This is a genomic window from Paenibacillus sp. GCM10027628, assembly GCF_042676385.1.
Taxonomy (GTDB): Bacteria; Bacillota; Bacilli; order Paenibacillales; family NBRC-103111; genus Paenibacillus_E.
In genome coordinates, this window is sequence record NZ_JBHTHA010000017.1 from 1 (window position 1) to 16,173 (window position 16,173).

At 51.1% G+C, this 16,173-nt stretch carries 10 protein-coding genes; 6 read left to right on the plus strand and 4 right to left on the minus strand.

The window, feature by feature from the left end; genetic code table 11:
- The first annotated feature begins 224 nt into the window (after positions 1-224).
- Positions 225-914, plus strand: a complete 690-nt coding sequence (locus ACFQZT_RS15570) for a response regulator (RefSeq protein ID WP_379301394.1) — start codon at positions 225-227, stop codon at positions 912-914.
- A gap of 332 nt (positions 915-1,246) precedes the next feature.
- Here ACFQZT_RS15570 and ACFQZT_RS15575 read toward each other — a convergent pair whose 3' ends face one another.
- The 4 genes from ACFQZT_RS15575 to ACFQZT_RS15590 form a co-directional block, all read right to left on the minus strand.
- Positions 1,247-1,705: a hypothetical protein gene (locus tag ACFQZT_RS15575; protein WP_379301396.1), complete on the minus strand. Its 459-nt coding sequence runs from the start codon at positions 1,703-1,705 to the stop codon at positions 1,247-1,249.
- Positions 1,706-2,325: 620 nt separating this feature from the next.
- The gene (locus ACFQZT_RS15580) at positions 2,326-3,810 is read right to left on the minus strand and encodes a glutamate synthase subunit beta (RefSeq protein ID WP_379301398.1); all 1,485 of its coding nucleotides are present in this window, start codon (positions 3,808-3,810) and stop codon (positions 2,326-2,328) included.
- Positions 3,811-3,842: 32 nt separating this feature from the next.
- A complete protein-coding gene (gltB, locus tag ACFQZT_RS15585) occupies positions 3,843-8,435 on the minus strand; it encodes a glutamate synthase large subunit (RefSeq protein ID WP_379301400.1) in 4,593 nt (1,530 codons plus the stop codon).
- 288 nt (positions 8,436-8,723) lie between these two features.
- Positions 8,724-9,959 carry a polysaccharide deacetylase family protein gene (locus ACFQZT_RS15590; protein WP_379301402.1) on the minus strand — a complete coding sequence of 412 codons (1,236 nt, stop codon included), beginning with the start codon at positions 9,957-9,959 and terminating at the stop codon, positions 8,724-8,726.
- Positions 9,960-10,180: 221 nt separating this feature from the next.
- Here ACFQZT_RS15590 and ACFQZT_RS15595 point away from each other — a divergent pair, with 221 nt between their 5' ends.
- The 5 genes from ACFQZT_RS15595 to ACFQZT_RS15615 all read left to right on the plus strand — a co-directional run bounded on the left by ACFQZT_RS15595 (position 10,181) and on the right by ACFQZT_RS15615 (position 15,919).
- Positions 10,181-11,158, plus strand: coding sequence for an HD domain-containing protein (locus ACFQZT_RS15595; RefSeq protein ID WP_379301404.1), 978 nt, complete (start codon positions 10,181-10,183; stop codon positions 11,156-11,158).
- Between the two features lie 25 nt (positions 11,159-11,183).
- Complete coding sequence (locus ACFQZT_RS15600; protein ID WP_379301406.1) at positions 11,184-11,765, plus strand: thymidine kinase; 582 nt, start codon at positions 11,184-11,186, stop codon at positions 11,763-11,765.
- Positions 11,766-11,840: 75 nt separating this feature from the next.
- Entirely contained in the window at positions 11,841-13,022 is a 1,182-nt protein-coding gene (locus ACFQZT_RS15605; RefSeq protein ID WP_379301408.1) for an MGDG synthase family glycosyltransferase, read from the plus strand.
- Positions 13,023-13,047: 25 nt separating this feature from the next.
- Entirely contained in the window at positions 13,048-13,557 is a 510-nt protein-coding gene (locus ACFQZT_RS15610) for a hypothetical protein (protein WP_379301410.1), read from the plus strand.
- Positions 13,558-13,813: 256 nt separating this feature from the next.
- A complete protein-coding gene (locus ACFQZT_RS15615; protein ID WP_379301412.1) occupies positions 13,814-15,919 on the plus strand; it encodes an S-layer homology domain-containing protein in 2,106 nt (701 codons plus the stop codon).
- Positions 15,920-16,173: the final 254 nt, after the last annotated feature.

A 16,173-nucleotide genomic window follows, 5' to 3' on the forward strand; every position in this document is an offset into this window, starting at 1 on the left:
ATCGTATCCATCGTTCCGATGGATACCCAGACCTAAATACACAAACTTCTTGACGCTACCCTTTTGCGGGTGGCCTCCGCAATTTTAGCGTCCCTAGATTCTTAATTAGCGAACAATGGGTCGTTAAAGTAAGAGAGGCCTGCCACTACCCATTCCTTGTATAAGCTCAAACGGTGCATACAAAGCCAGTTTGGCTAATGCAAAACTCTTAGGAGGATTCACATATGAGCTCAAACCCGTTAAAGCTGCTCCTGGTCGACGATCAGGACTTGATTAGAGAAAGTTTACATATCGTGCTCGATATGGACCCTGACATCAACGTAGTGGGCCTTGCTGAGAATGGTCATGCAGCGCTGAAGCAGTGCGAAGAACTGCAGCCTGACGTCGTCCTCATGGACATACACATGCCTGTCATGGACGGTGTCGAAGCCACACGTCAAATCAAGGCCGCATGGCCGCACATTCATGTTATTATTTTGACCACCTTCCAAGAGATCAACTATGTCGTCGATGCGCTCGGCGCGGGCGCTGAAGGCTACCTGCTTAAGGCGATTCACCCCAAAGACCTTGCCGCCGGCATCAAGTGGGTACATCAGGGAGGAACGCTCATTCCTCAAGACATCGCCAAAATGCTTGTAGAGCAAGCACGTGGCGCGAGTGATTCACCCGATCGTGAGTCAGCAGCGAAGCCAACAGTCGAAGAAGCTGTGCGAACGGACGTCTACGGACTGAGCGAACGGGAAGTCCAAGTGCTTCACTGTATCGCCGACGGACTCAGCAACAAGGAAATTGCCGAGAAGCTGTACCTATCCGAAGGCACAGTCAAGAACTACATCTCCAGCATCTACTCTAAAATGGATGTCCGCGATCGCATCCAAGCCTCGAAAAAAGCGCATGAGGAAGGTCTGCTTTAATTTGCGCGGACTCAATGAGACTTTTCATTGCCGCTTAACTGAACTTAGCGCGGTTAAACGGTACAAACCCGGGCATAGCCATCATGTTTAATTCTATCGGATGCACCGATTGCTTCGTATAATTCGAGTGCTGAAAAAAGCGCCAAGTTTATGCGTAGCTACTCATGCAGTACTTTAACTAAACACTTATCAGTTGTCCCGGTTACTGGCATAATCCTACTGAAAAACAGCACTTAACCTGACACATCCAGTCATGCTATCTCTGCTTACTGTCATCCCGCATCCCTGCATACTAAAAGCCGCCCCCTTTACATCAAGGAGGCGGCTTCGTGCTATTCAAACAATTTCTCTAGAAACGATTTTCTTCTTTTGCGAATTTTTCTGTAACTCTTTACTCTGGAATAGGTTGGTTGGGGCTCCTCAATTGGAGCGGGAAGTGTCGTCAATTCTTCCGGTACGGTCTCGCCAGGGAGTAGCTCAGTTTCTTGCGCGATGTCCGGCTTCCGCTGCAGCTCCAATCCTTTGGCCAATTGCTGCCCAAGCTGCTGTTCGAGCTGGTACTTGAATTGTCGGAGGAGCTGCTCCTGCTGTTTTTGTTGAGTGAGAAAATGCTCATGAAGCTCATCTTGAAGAGTTTCCACTTTTCTAGAAAGCAGCACAACCGCTTTTTGCAAGGAGATTAAATGCTGTGCACCAATAGGCTCGTCCGTTCCAGCATCAGGCAACGCTTCCCCGTTCTCGGCAAGCAGCACACTCAACTCTTCTAGCGTAATGAGCTCTTCTTTCTTCATGGGCTACCCCTCAATCCGTTCAAAATTGGCTGCTCCACATTGGGATTTATGCGGCCTATTACCTCTATTGTACATGAACCTTGCGAAATGTTCATCTTTTGAAACTCCGGGTTAACTTCAAGCCTGTGCTGTACCACCATCAGGGGTTGCCCCAAAATGGGCTCTCCCAATTAGCAAAGTGTATTTAATACAGTTAAATTTGCTTTAATAACTTGATTTTCTGGTTCTACGTGCATTTCCTACAGGTAATTTGACCTGAATCCCGTGGGTATGCTTAAATCACTTGATCTAGATGTATTTTTTGCAGTTCGTGTAGGAGAAAGAGTAGCTGCACCTGGAAAAGATGTACATTTTGCAGTTCCTGTAGGAGAAAGAGTAACTGCACTTGGAAAAGATGTACACTCTGCAGTTCATGCAAGAGGAACAGTAAATTCGGAAAAAATGTACACTCTGCAGTTTTCTTAGTTAAGCTTCAGTTTTACCCGGAATAATGGCAAGAAAACATCTATCCAAAAATTAAAAAGGCTATCCAGTAGACTATGGATAACCTCATCATGCGAAAGACTGCCCCGCAGCGGACCGGTGGTCTACTAGGAAGCAGTCTTTTTTCTTAAAACAGCTTAAGGCAAGTTCGACGATCCCATGAGATAGCGATCGACTTCACGAGCCGCAGCGCGACCTTCGTTGATCGCCCAAACGACAAGGCTTTGACCGCGACGCATGTCGCCCGCTGCGAAGATGCCCGGCACGCTTGTCGCGAATTTGCCGTATTCGGCCTTCGCATTGGAGCGCTCATCCTTCTCGACGCCAAGCTGATCCAGCACCGTGTTCTCCGGTCCTGTGAAGCCCATGGCGATCAGCACCAGCTGCGCTGGGTAGACCTTCTCGCTGCCCGGCACTTCGACGGGCACGAAAGCGCCCTTCTCGTTTTTCTGCCACTCGATCAGAACCGTGTGCAGCTCTTTCAAGTTGCCATTCTCATCACCAACGAATTTCTTCGTGTTGATGAGATACTGGCGCGGATCGGCTCCCTGCACGGCCGCCGCTTCTTGTTGGCCGTAGTCCACCTTGTGGACTTTCGGCCACTCCGGCCAAGGATTGTTCGCCGGTCGTGTGTCCGGTGACTTCGGCATGATCTCGAACTGGGTGACGCTCTTGCACTTGTGGCGCAAGGACGTGCCCACGCAGTCCGTTCCGGTATCGCCGCCGCCGATGACGATGACATCTTTGCCTTCGGCAGAAATATATGCGCCGTCAGCGTGTTCGGAATCGAGCAAACTCTTCGTGTTTTTACTCAGGAACTCCATCGCCAAATGAATGCCGTTCAACTCACGGCCTTCAATCGGAAGATCGCGCCCTTTCGTGGCGCCGCCGCAAAGGACGATCGCATCGAATTCCTCTTGCAGCTTCTCGATCGGATAATTCACGCCTACATGGGCGCCGGTTATGAACGTCACGCCCTCTGCTTCAAGCAGATCCACACGGCGCTGTACGTACTTCTTATCCAGCTTCATGTTCGGGATGCCGTACATGAGCAGACCGCCGACGCGATCCGCGCGCTCGAACACCGTTACCCAGTGACCGGCTTTGTTTAACTGAGCGGCTGCGGCAAGCCCGGATGGACCGGAGCCTACGACAGCCACTTTCTTGCCGGTGCGGACTTCCGGAGGCTCGGGAGTAATCCAGCCCTCCGAAAAGCCTTTATCAATAATGGCTTTCTCAATGCTCTTAATCGTGACAGGCGTATCTTTCAGGCCTACCGTACAAGAACCTTCGCACGGAGCGGGGCATACACGGCCTGTAAATTCCGGAAAATTATTCGTCTTGTGTAGACGATCCAAGGCTTCTCTCCATTGACCGCGATACACAAGATCGTTCCATTCCGGTATCAGGTTGTTGACCGGGCAACCGGCGGCCATACCGCTGATCAGCTTACCCGTGTGACAGAACGGAATGCCGCAGTCCATGCATCTGGAACCTTGCGTCTGCAGCTTCTCCTCTGTCAGCGGAGTTGCGAACTCTTTCCAATGGCCGATCCGCTGCAGCGGGGCCGCTTCGGTCGCAACTTCACGACTATATTCCATAAAACCAGTGGGTTTACCCATTGCGTTATCCTCCTGAGAATATCGATATCGTATTAGTTTCCGCCGACACGGGAAACGTCCTTCATATTCGCCTCGAATGCGACCATGATGGCTTCCTGCTGACTAAGTCCGGAACGTTTAACCTTCTCGATCGCATCAAACATCCGTTTGTAGTCTTTCGGAATGACCTTCACGAATTTCCAAACGTATTCATCCCAGTGGTTTAATACGCGATGGGCCACACTGCTGTCCGTAAATGTGGCATGATGCTGAATCATCGTCTTCAGCTCATTCATTTCATAGGATTCTTCCAACGTTTCGAGTAAAATCATTTCTCTGTTCACTTTGCTGGAGAAGTCACCTTTCTCATCGAGAACGTAGGCGATACCGCCGGACATCCCCGCTGCAAAGTTGCGGCCTGTGGGACCAAGCACGACAACGCGTCCGCCTGTCATGTACTCACAGCCATGGTCGCCCACACCTTCGACAACCGCACGCACGCCGCTGTTTCTTACGCAGAAACGCTCGCCGGCAATACCGCGAATGTAAGCATCCCCATCAGTTGCACCGTAGAAAGCGGTATTTCCGATAATGATGTTCTCCTCCGGCACGAATGTCGCCTTGTTGGATGGGAAGATCGCCAACTTGCCGCCTGACAGTCCTTTACCGACGTAGTCGTTCGCATCGCCTTCGAGCGAAAGCGTGATCCCCTTCGGCACGAAAGCGCCGAAGCTTTGACCAGCTGAGCCGTTAAAGTGAAGGCGAATCGTATCGTGCGGCAAGCCTTCCGCGCCGTAACGGCGGGTCACTTCACTGCCGACAATCGTACCGACGACACGATTGACATTGCGAATCGGCAGGATCGCGTGCACATGCTCCTTGCGCTCAATAGCAGGCTCGCAAATCGCAAGCAGCTGTGTGACGTCAAGAGAGCGATCCAAGCCATGGTCCTGCGCCTCTGTACAGAAACGGCCAACGTCTTCGCCGACTTCCGGTTGATGCAGCAGCGGCGCCAGATCTACGCCTTTGGCTTTCCAATGCTCGATGGCATCCTTCGGCTCCAGCACATCCGTGCGTCCCACCATCTCTTCGATGGTTCTGAAGCCAAGCTCCGCCATCAGCTCACGCACATCCTGTGCGATAAACGTCATGAAATTCACGACATGCTGCGGGTCTCCGGCAAATTTCTTGCGAAGCTCCGGGTTTTGCGTCGCTACGCCGACCGGACATGTGTCCAAGTGGCAGACGCGCATCATGACGCAGCCGATTGTAATGAGAGGCGTCGTCGCGAAGCCGAACTCCTCGGCGCCAAGCAGCGCCGCCACAACAACGTCGCGTCCCGTCATCAGCTTGCCGTCCGTCTCGACGACGATCCGGCTGCGCAGATTGTTCAGCACGAGCGTCTGGTGCGTCTCGGCAAGACCCAGCTCCCACGGCAATCCCGCGTGGCGGATACTTGTTTGCGGCGACGCGCCCGTTCCTCCGTCGTAGCCGGAGATGAGGACGACGTCCGCTTTCCCTTTGGCGACGCCGGCAGCGATCGTGCCAACGCCCACTTCGGATACCAGCTTCACGCTGATCCGGGCGCGCGGGTTGGCATTTTTGAGATCGTGGATCAGCTCGGCGAGATCCTCGATCGAATAGATGTCATGATGCGGCGGAGGCGAAATCAAGCCTACGCCAGGGGTAACCCCGCGGACCTCGGCGACCCAAGGGTACACCTTCGTTCCCGGCAGCTGCCCACCCTCGCCGGGCTTGGCGCCCTGCGCCATCTTGATCTGAATCTCGTCCGCGTTGACGAGATAGTTGCTGGTGACGCCGAAGCGGCCGGACGCCACCTGCTTGATCGCGCTGCGGCGAAGGTCGCCGTTCGCATCCGGCGTAAAGCGCTCCGGATGCTCGCCGCCCTCGCCGGTATTGCTCTTGCCGCCGATGCGGTTCATCGCGATCGCCAAAGTCTCATGCGCTTCCTTACTGATGGAGCCATACGACATGGCTCCGGTCTTGAAGCGCTTGAAGATCGATTCGATCGGCTCGACCTCTTCGATCGGGATCGGCTGGCGGCCTGCTTTAAAGCCCAGCAGCCCGCGCAGCGCCATAAATTTCTCATCTTCGCGAGTAATGAACTTCACGAAGTTTTTGTACATGGCGTAGTTGTTCGTACGCACCGCGGTTTGCAAGGCGTGAATCGTCTCCGGCGTATACAGATGCTCCTCGCCGTCTTTGCGCCACTGGAGGTCGCCGCCCGTATCCAGTACAGGGTCGCGTCCCTCCTGTTCGGAGAACGCACGGTTGTGGCGTAGCACGGCTTCCTGAGCTACGACATCAATACCGATTCCGCCGACTGGCGTAAACGTCCAGGTGAAGTATTGGTCAACGAACGCTTGGCTTAGCCCGATCGCTTCGAAAATCTGAGCGCCACGATAACTTTGAATCGTGGAAATCCCCATTTTCGCCAATACTTTCACGACGCCCTTCGTTACTGCCTTGATGTAATTGTAAGTTGCTTTCTCGTAATCCACGCCCACGAGCTGTTTGCGGCGGATCATATCGTCCAGCGTCTCTAAAGCCAGGTAAGGGTTGATCGCGCCCGCTCCATAACCGAGCAGCAATGCAAAATGATGCACTTCACGCGGCTCGCCGGACTCGACGAGCAAGCCGACTTTCGTGCGCGTGCCTTCACGAATCAAATGATGGTGCAGCCCGGATGTAGCAAGCAACGCCGGGATTGGCGCATGCTTACTGTCCACGCCACGGTCGGACAGAATAAGGAGCGTAGCCCCGTCCGCAATCGCTTGATCCGCAGCCGAGTACAAAGCTTGCATCGCGCTCTCCAGACCCGCCGTACCTTTCGATGCCACAAAAAGGGTCGGTAATGTGACTGTTTTGAAGCCGACGCGCTTCATATGGCGCAGTTTCGCCAGCTCTTCATTGGTGATGAACGGCGTTTTCAGGCGAATTTGCCGGCAGCTCTCAGGCTCCGGACTAATCAGATTGCGTTCAGGCCCGATCGTCGTGCCCTGCGCTGTAATAATCTCTTCAAAGTTCGCATCAATCGGGGGGTTCGTCACCTGTGCGAACAATTGTTTGAAATAGTTGTACAGCAGCTGCGGGCGATCCGACAGCACCGCAAGCGGTGCATCGGTACCCATCGAGCCGATTGGGTCCACGCCGGTTTTGGCCATTGGTTCCAGCGTCTTGCGCAGCTGCTCAAATGTATAGCCGAACGCTTGTTGACGCTGCAGCACCGTATCATAATCGGAACCGAGCACGATATCGGCGTCCTCCAGATCCTCGAGGCTAACGAGATGCTGGTTAAGCCATTCACGGTAAGGCTGCTCGCTAGCGATACAGCTTTTGATTTCCTCATCAGCGACAATTCGTCCTTGGACGGTATCAACCAGCAGCATGCGGCCCGGGCGAAGACGTTCTTTGTGCACGATACGTTCAGGCTCGATATCCAGCACGCCAACTTCCGAGGCCAAGACGATTAAATCGTCGCTGGTTACATAGTAGCGAGATGGGCGCAGACCGTTACGGTCAAGCACCGCGCCGATGATGCTGCCGTCCGTGAAAGCGATGGCGGCAGGGCCATCCCATGGCTCCATTAAGGTACTGTGGTATTCGTAGAACGCTTTTTTCTCATCATCCATCGTCTCGTGCTTGGACCATGGCTCAGGAATCATCATCATGGCCGCATGCGGCAGCGAGCGTCCGGAAAGCATGAGAAATTCCAGTGTATTATCGAACATTTGCGAATCGGAACCGTCGTTATCAATAATAGGAAGAATGCGTTTGAAATCCTCGCCGAATAAATCCGTATCGCACATCGCCTGACGGGCATGCATCCAGTTCACGTTTCCGCGCAGGGTATTAATCTCTCCATTATGGATCAAATAGCGGTAAGGATGCGCGCGCTCCCAGCTTGGGAAGGTGTTCGTACTGAACCGGGAGTGAACGAGCGCAAGCGCGGTGGACAATCTCTCATCTTGCAGTTCAACATAGTAGGCATCGACTTGTTCAGGCGTTAGCATGCCTTTATATACGATCGTTCTGCTAGACAAGCTAGAATAGTAAAACTGAATGCCGCTATGCGCATTACGGATAGCGTTTTCAGAAAGTTTGCGAATCACGTATAGCTTCCGTTCAAAATCCAAATTGCTAGTTACACTTGCGCTTTGTCCAATAAAGACTTGGCGGACAAAAGGTTCGGCCGATTTGGCGGATTTCCCTAAAGAGCTGTTGTCCGTTGGGACGGTTCTCCAGCCCAGAAATTGCTGACCTTCTTCGATCACAATGCGCTCAATGATGCTTTCGCATGCTTGACGAGCCTCCAGATCCTGAGGCAAATAGACCATTCCCACGCCGTAGCTGCCGGCTGCAGGGAGCTTGATGTTCACATCAAGGCTGGCTGCCTGAAGATACGCATCGGGAATTTGCATAAGAATACCAGCGCCGTCCCCTGTATTCTTCTCGCTACCCTGGCCCCCGCGATGATCTAAATTGCAAAGTACACGGAGCGCTTGCTTAACGATTTCATGCGATTTGACCCCTTTGATATTCGCCACGAAGCCAATACCGCAGGCATCACGCTCAAACTGAGGATCGTACAATCCCTGCTTGGGAGGTAATCCTTTTTTAGTCATGTTGTGCAACCTTTCTCTTCTGGTTTTTGGCCATTCCTTTGATGCTTTGTCCGAGGTGCGCTTTAAAGTATTAAATTGTCGAAGCGTGACAATTTCTATTTCACCGTATGTAAAAGAATGCCTAAGAATGCGAATTGATGAAATAGTCTTAATATTTTTTATATTATAGTAACATTTGAAATCGTATAGTTCAATTCAAAATTTATTATATTGTAAGGGGTTTCACGTTCATATTTTCCCATCTGCTTTCATAGTCTTCGCATGGTCCGTGTCCGGTACGATCTAATGTTATTTTGGCCCTTTCGACGGCCGCGCATCATCCCAAACATCTTTACTATCAAATAAAGGAAGCAATCTCTGCCTTTGATCATGCAGCCCGATTCCGTCAATATGCCTGCGGTCCATCATGACGCTGTCGCCTGTGAAATGCAAGTAGGGAGCAGGTCCTACCGCACAGATCATTTGAAAGCCGGATTGAAGCAGGAATTGATACTTGGCGTCCTTTAGAGGCACACTGCTTCCGTATGGGTAGATGTATATGGAGGTAGGACCGGTCAAGGGTTCGACTTCTTTTTCCCATCTTTCGGTATCCTTCTTGAAGCGCTCCAAGGAGACCTTAGCGGCATCCAGATGACCGTAACCATGAGAAGCAAACGACCAACCGGTAGCTTTTAACCGCTCGATGACCGCCATCGCTCCTTCTTTTTCATGCGCATATTCCGCCGAATCCAATTGATCCGTTCTGTACCCCAAAACGCCTTCGTACCCTGTCAGCGCGATCACTCCTTTCGCCCCCTGCAGCGAAAAATCCGGATGTTTCTGGACAAATTCGTCAAGGATCGGAACGATTTCATTATCTTTGGATACGACTTCTTTCCGGTCCGGCGTCACCGAATAGGTGGCCACCTCGCCGTTTTCGTCCAAAACTAGACGGTAAGCATTGCCGTTTTCCTTCATATAGGTGTAGTAGTTGAGATCGTCGATAGATAGGATGATCGGCTTTTTGCCGGGAGGCAGATGAAGCTCTTTCGGTTTCACAACCGTGCGATTGTCAACGACAGAAGATTCGTATAAGGCGTGTATATCAATCAGGATGTAATTTTTACTGTAGAGGGAGTCGAGAATGCTACGAAATTCTTTGATCGTGACGAACCAGTCATCGTATCCTTTACTCATCGAATCGCCGTCAAAAGCGAGCTGCGGGTACACGATAAGCGGATGGAAGAAAATGTGCTCGACCGGTCCTTTGTAGGGGACAAGCTGCTCCACGCTAGGAGCAGAGGGCTCAGGAGTCGTTATGGGGGACGAAGTAGAGAATGGAACCATTGACGGCTGAAGCGATGGCTCACTCGAAGGTTGCATCGAAGGCTGCGCAGCTGCAGGGCTTGCCGAAATTGCCGGTGCCGGTGCCTGCTCCCGCCAAGCTGCACGCATATTTTTGCCTGTTGGCAGCAAGAAGGCAGCACTCCCCGCTATACAGAGAATAGCTGCTGCGCCTATCCATAATTTATTTGATACTTTCATCCTCATCGCCCCCCACGTCATATCCTTATCATAGGAATAGACGCTGCTGCGGGGATGTCGGTTCAAGCATACAAGCCTATCTTCCGGTAATCCATAGGCATGTTTTGAGTTTCTTTTTCATACCCTCATGATAGCGAACTTTCTATGTTTCATGCTATGATAGCTTATGCCGTTGCAATGAAACAAACATCCAGATCCCACAGCTTAGGAGGAACTCTGTTTTGAGTATACAGCATTCTTGTTCAGCCGGAACGGTTTGGGAGCCTTTATATAGATGGAACATAGCTGCCCTTCCGGTCGAAGTTCAGCTTATCCGGTCGAAGCCGGTCCGCCGTTTGAAGTTTCTGCATCACTTCGGCGCGTCTGCACTTTTCTCACCGATGACACATTCCCGCTTCGAGCACACGGTTGGTGTGTGGTCGCTTGCGGCGCATTTTTTTCCAGACGATGTGATGCTTCGCATTGCGGCGCTATTGCACGATATTGGCCATCTGCCCTTTTCCCATGCTGTCGAGCGGACACTCGGCTATGATCATCATAAGCATACGGAGCGCTTGATCGAAACCGGAGAAGTTGCGGACATTTTGAACAAACACGGCATTTTGCCATCCGACATCGTCACCCTATTGAATCAGGACAGCCCTATCACTAACAAAACCCCACTAATGGGTTTAGATCACCTAGACAGCTTTCTCAGAGATACTTATCACGCCGGCAAAAACGAGCTGCATCCTGCTGAATTAGTAAAAGGGCTCCAATTTCGCGGCCATTATCTGGAAGCGGATGAGGCAACGGCTGTTGCTCTTGTCGACGCAGTTGTGGAGGATCACCGCATCATGCTGCATCCGGAATTTCTGGCGATGGATGCGCTGCTGGCCAAAGCGGTTAAGCACCATTGCGATGCCCATCCCGGCATGTCGGAGCGCATTCCCTCCCTGCTGGACCATGAACTGATTCAAGAGCTTCTGCAAAGCAGTTGCGTGACAGCCAAAGAGATCATGAACGTACTGATGTATGAGCCTCACCGCATTCAAGTTACAGATGAACCCGTCCCGGGAAGCATCCAAGTCCAAATCAGCAAGCTGTATAAAAAACAGCCGCTCATCGGAGATAAGCCCGCTGCTGAAGCGAGCTTCAATGTGGCTGTCAAGCTGACAGAGCTCGATATGCTGAAAGCAACCTACTTTTTTACGATTTAATACACCGCAGAGAGGACTGTCTCGCTTGGCAAAATTATATTTTCGTTATGGCACGATGAACAGCGGCAAATCGATTGAAGTACTGCGCGTCGCGCACAATTACGAAGAGCAAGGAAAGAAAGTGCTGCTCTTAACGCCTGTAGTAGATGACAGATATGGCGTGGGACAGGTCGCCTCCCGAATTGGCATGCAGAAGAACGCACTCGTCGTCGACGATCAGCTGGATATGATCGAACTGGCTCGTGCGGAGCAGCCGAATTGCATTTTGGTCGATGAAGCGCAGTTCTTGAATAAACTGCAAGTCGCTCAGCTCATCGACATTGTAGATGATTTGAATATCCCCGTCATCGCGTATGGCCTCAGAGCCGATTTCATGGGAGAGCTGTTTGAAGGCAGCACCGCCCTTATCGCTGTCGCGGATACGATTGAAGAAATTAAGACCGTCTGCTGGTATTGCGATAAAAAAGCGATTATGAATATGCGCTGCAAAGACGGAGAACCTATTTTTCACGGTGAGCAGATTCAGATCGGGGGCAATGAAAGCTACGTGCCGGTATGCCGGAAGTGCTATGCCTCGAGAAAAAAAGCGGCTCTGGCCGCAGAATGAAGGGATACGGATTGGAAATATCGTCCAATCTCTGTAAAGGTAGTTTAAACCGTTTCACAAAGAAAGGTGAGTTCCTTGCGAAAAAAACGGATTTTGCTCTTATCCGAGGGCTTCGGGAAAGGTCATACGCAAGCGGCTCATGCGTTGTCGGTAGAACTCAGACAGAATTCTTCTGAGGTGATTACCCGCGTGATCGAGCTCGGCGCATTTCTGCATCCGACTTTGGCCCCTTGGATCTTTTCGGCATACCGCCGCACGGTTACTTCACAACCCAAACTTTATGGTATGCTTTACCGCAATCAGTATAAAAAATCGCTTAACCGCGTGGCAGGCCTTGCGCTGCATCGCCTCTTCTATGCGCAGACCAAAGCGCTGATTAAGCAGCTCAAACCGGATATCATCGTTTGTACGCATCCTTTTCCAAGCATCATCGTTTCCCGGCTGAAGCGCGCCGGACTGCCTATTCCCCTCTTCACCGTCATTACCGACTATGATGTGCATGGAACTTGGATCGATGCCTCCGTCGACAAATATTTGGTCTCGACACCGGCCGTTCGCGAGCACTTGCTGGGGCGCGGGGTTCCGGAAACGCATGTGGAAGTGACAGGTATTCCCGTGCATCCGAATTTCCGGCAAGAGCATAGCAAGGAACAGATCCGCAGTGAGTTCGGACTGAAAGCCATGCCTACGGTCATGGTGATGGGCGGCGGCTGGGGGGTCTTCAAGAAAGAAGAGAAGGAAGAACTCCTGACTTACATCGCCTCTTGGAGCGATCGTGTCCAGCTCCTGATCTGCTTGGGCACGAACGAAAAGGCGCGTCAGCAGCTGCTGGAAGAAGAAGTATTTCGTCATCCGAACGTCCATCTCATCGGTTTTACCCGAGAAATCAACAAGCTGATGGATATATCGGATCTGCTTATTACGAAGCCGGGCGGCATGACTTGTACCGAAGCGATGGCCAAAGGCATTCCCATGCTGTTCTACTCGCCGATTCCCGGGCAAGAAGAGAAGAACTGCGAGTACTTTCAGGAGCAGGGCTATGGCCAAATGATTACGTCGCTAGATATGATCGATCACTGGTTTAAGCTGCTGCTCGAACAGTATCCCGAGCTCTCCAAGCGCAGGTCGGATGTCCGCAGCCATCAGCAATTTCGCGCTCAAGCTTGCTCAACCGCGATTATTCAATATTTAAAAATGTCCGACAAACGTCCCTACATAAAGTCTTCTACAACAACACCGCTCATACAATGGTACTAACCATATGTAAGGCGGTGTTTTTTTTATGGAGCCACTCCACAAGTTCGGCAAACAGTCCATTTTTGCTTATTTGCTTCTATGGTTCATCGGCAGTCTGTGGATGATGGCGCTGCTCGGCAGCGGCGTCTTTCACGGCAAGCTTTGGGGCATCGACATGAACCTGTATCGGGAATACGCCTCTTTCGGCTTCGCCGGCGCCTTGGGCGGGACGCTGTACGGATTGCGCATGTTTCACGAACATTACCACGACCTTACCACTCAGTGGATTTACTGGTACTTTATGCGGCCGATCGTATGCTTCGGCTCGGCTATCATCACCATCATCCTCTTCGAAAGCGGCATCCTGCTGCTGCAGGTAGGCGATTCGATGGCCGCGCGCATCAGCGTAGCGTTCCTCACCGGCTACGGCTACGGGAAGTTTATGGATAAACTCCGGGCGCTGACGGATACGTTTTTTAATGGGAACGGCAGCAACGGTGCCGGTGGGGGGAATGGAAGTAAAGGCGGAAATGGTAATGATGAGCCGCCAAAGTAGCGGAGATAAAAAACAGCCTAGTCGCAAAAGAAGTATTCATTCCCGGTGGACACGGGAAACAGCGGATGGACCAGCCTACCTGCTACGATGCAAAACATCGTTCCAGCGGTCTTCTGCGGTCAGGCATTCGCCTACTCTCCCTCAGACTTACAGTAATTCCTTTGGTTATCCACAAAAATGACAAATATTAACATAAAATGCGGGCACAATACTCGATAATGGCAGTGTAGTACTGTACAGCTCGGCAAAGGGCGGATTGTTCCGTTACACAAGCGTCGACGAGATCAAAATTCCTCGTGAACTAGCAACTGGCGTAACGTTTACCGATAATGACTCGAAAATAGGCAGCATACAAGGCATAGTGAACTGGACAAATCCGGCCGATACCTCCTATTTATCCGGATTCAGCCTTTATTTCCTAGATGGGCAAGGGCACCCGATCAGTTTGATCACAAGAGTACCAAAAACGGCAACCTCGTTTACGATTAACACGATGTCCATACCGTCCGGTGCCGTACGAATCGGTGTATACTCTTATAATCAATGGGCCGAAAGTGTGAAGTGTACATCGACACCAATTTGGGATTTTAGCAGTTTCCTGCCCAAAAATATAAATTTTCTTGATACAAATCCGGCTAAAGGACAAATTCACGGCTTGTTATCTTGGACACCGGCTGCAGACGAGTCACTCTTCAGCAAATACGCCGTTTATTTCACGGATAATACAGGACATAAGATAGGTCCTGAACCATTTGCGTTGGTAACAAACGGACAGACCACGTACTCGCTTGAAATCCCAGAATCCGACATGCCTGCCGGTGCCAGTACGGTCACCATTTACAGTTATACAAATAGCGGCGAAATGCCAACCTGGAACGCATTTGTGCGGATCACCGATAACATTTTATCTGAAGCGCCTAGTGTGGCCTCTGTTACCTATGGCCTCCCCGGCACCGGTATCCCGACGAATCCATCCTATCAAGATCTGAATCCAACCCTTGGCAAAATAAATGGGCAGATTTCCTGGACAGGTTTAAGCACAGATACGCTAGGGAGCTCATACAAAGTATATTTTTTAGATACCTCTTACAAAACGGTTGGCTCGGTTGCCGAGGTGCCAGTTGACGTTCTGAAGAGCTATCGCATCACGCTTCCTTCGGATACCACGCTGCCGGCAGGAGCCACGTATTTCGGTATCGTTAGAAAGTCATCTTCTGGAAATGAAGATACGAAAGCTTTGATTCTATCTATAAATGATCTTGGAGGAACCGTAACTCCAGCGCCAACGCCAACGCCGGCACCGGAGGGAGAACCGGATCATTCGGGTACGACGCCTCTTGGTAACGACACTGAACCATCGTCGTCACCACAACCAGACAGCTCGTCCAATCTTCCTAAACCGGTTGTCACCACCGGTACAGATAGAAAAATTACGGTAACTTTAACCTTTACCGATGAACAAATGAAGGTATGGTTAGCTAACCAATCCGCAAGTGGGGGAAACACAGTAAAGATAGAAATCCCTGGGGATGGCTCTACCATTCAGAGCGTGCTCGCAGGAACTGCTATTCAACAAATCTTAGCCGCCAACTCCAAGGCCTCCCTTGAAGCAAGCACCTCGCTCGCAGCCATTACGATCCAAGCTGCGGAAGTGCAGCGGACATTGCAGCAAATTGGACAAAATGTATCCAACGTGAACATATCCATTTCGGTATCTCAAGCCGATACGCAAATACGGAGCCAGCTGGAATCCCTGTTGAATGGTTCCCATATTACGCAGATGACACAACCGATTGACTTCCGTATAACAGCAACAGCAACGTCCGACAACCAACAATACGTGATTAGCACGACCACTTCTTATGTCATTCATACAATTCCGCTGCCAACATCGGAAACGCCTGGATCCACCAAAACACTTGCAGGCATAATGTATGATCCTGGGACCAATAAGTATTACCCAGTCCCTACCGTATTCACTACAGATTCTGACGGCACGCTACAAGCGTCTTTGTACCGCCAAGGAAACTCAATATATACAGTTGTCTCAAACCCGAAAACGTTCGCAGATGTACCCGTTAAGCATTATGCCAAAGATGCTATCGAGACGCTCGCCAGCAAATTCATTATCTCGGGTTATGATGATAACACATTCAAGTCCGAGAAACCCGTGACCCGTGCTGAGTTTGCCGCTCTTCTGATTAGAGCGATGGGTATTATACCGAAAAAGGTGACTAAAGCGCCTTTCCAAGACATTCGTGACGGCGATTGGTACTATGACGCAGTTTCGGCTGCGACGGACGCCGGCTTCATTTCCGGGTATAAGGATGGGACGTTCCGTCCGAATCAAACCGTCAGGTGATGCTGCTGCCGATCGTGCCCAAGCGGCCATAATGCTCTACCGTATGATGAAGACCCTGCATTTTATCAACTAAGCCATGATCTAAAAGACCTCCGTCGAATCGTTTGCTTTAGTACGACTCGACAGGGTATTCCACACTTATGTGGTTCGCTAATTCTTAAAGAGTCATCAATAACAACATCGCTCTTACTATGGTACTAACCATGTGTAAGGCGGTGTTTTTTTATGGGCCACTCCAGAGATTCGGCAAGCAA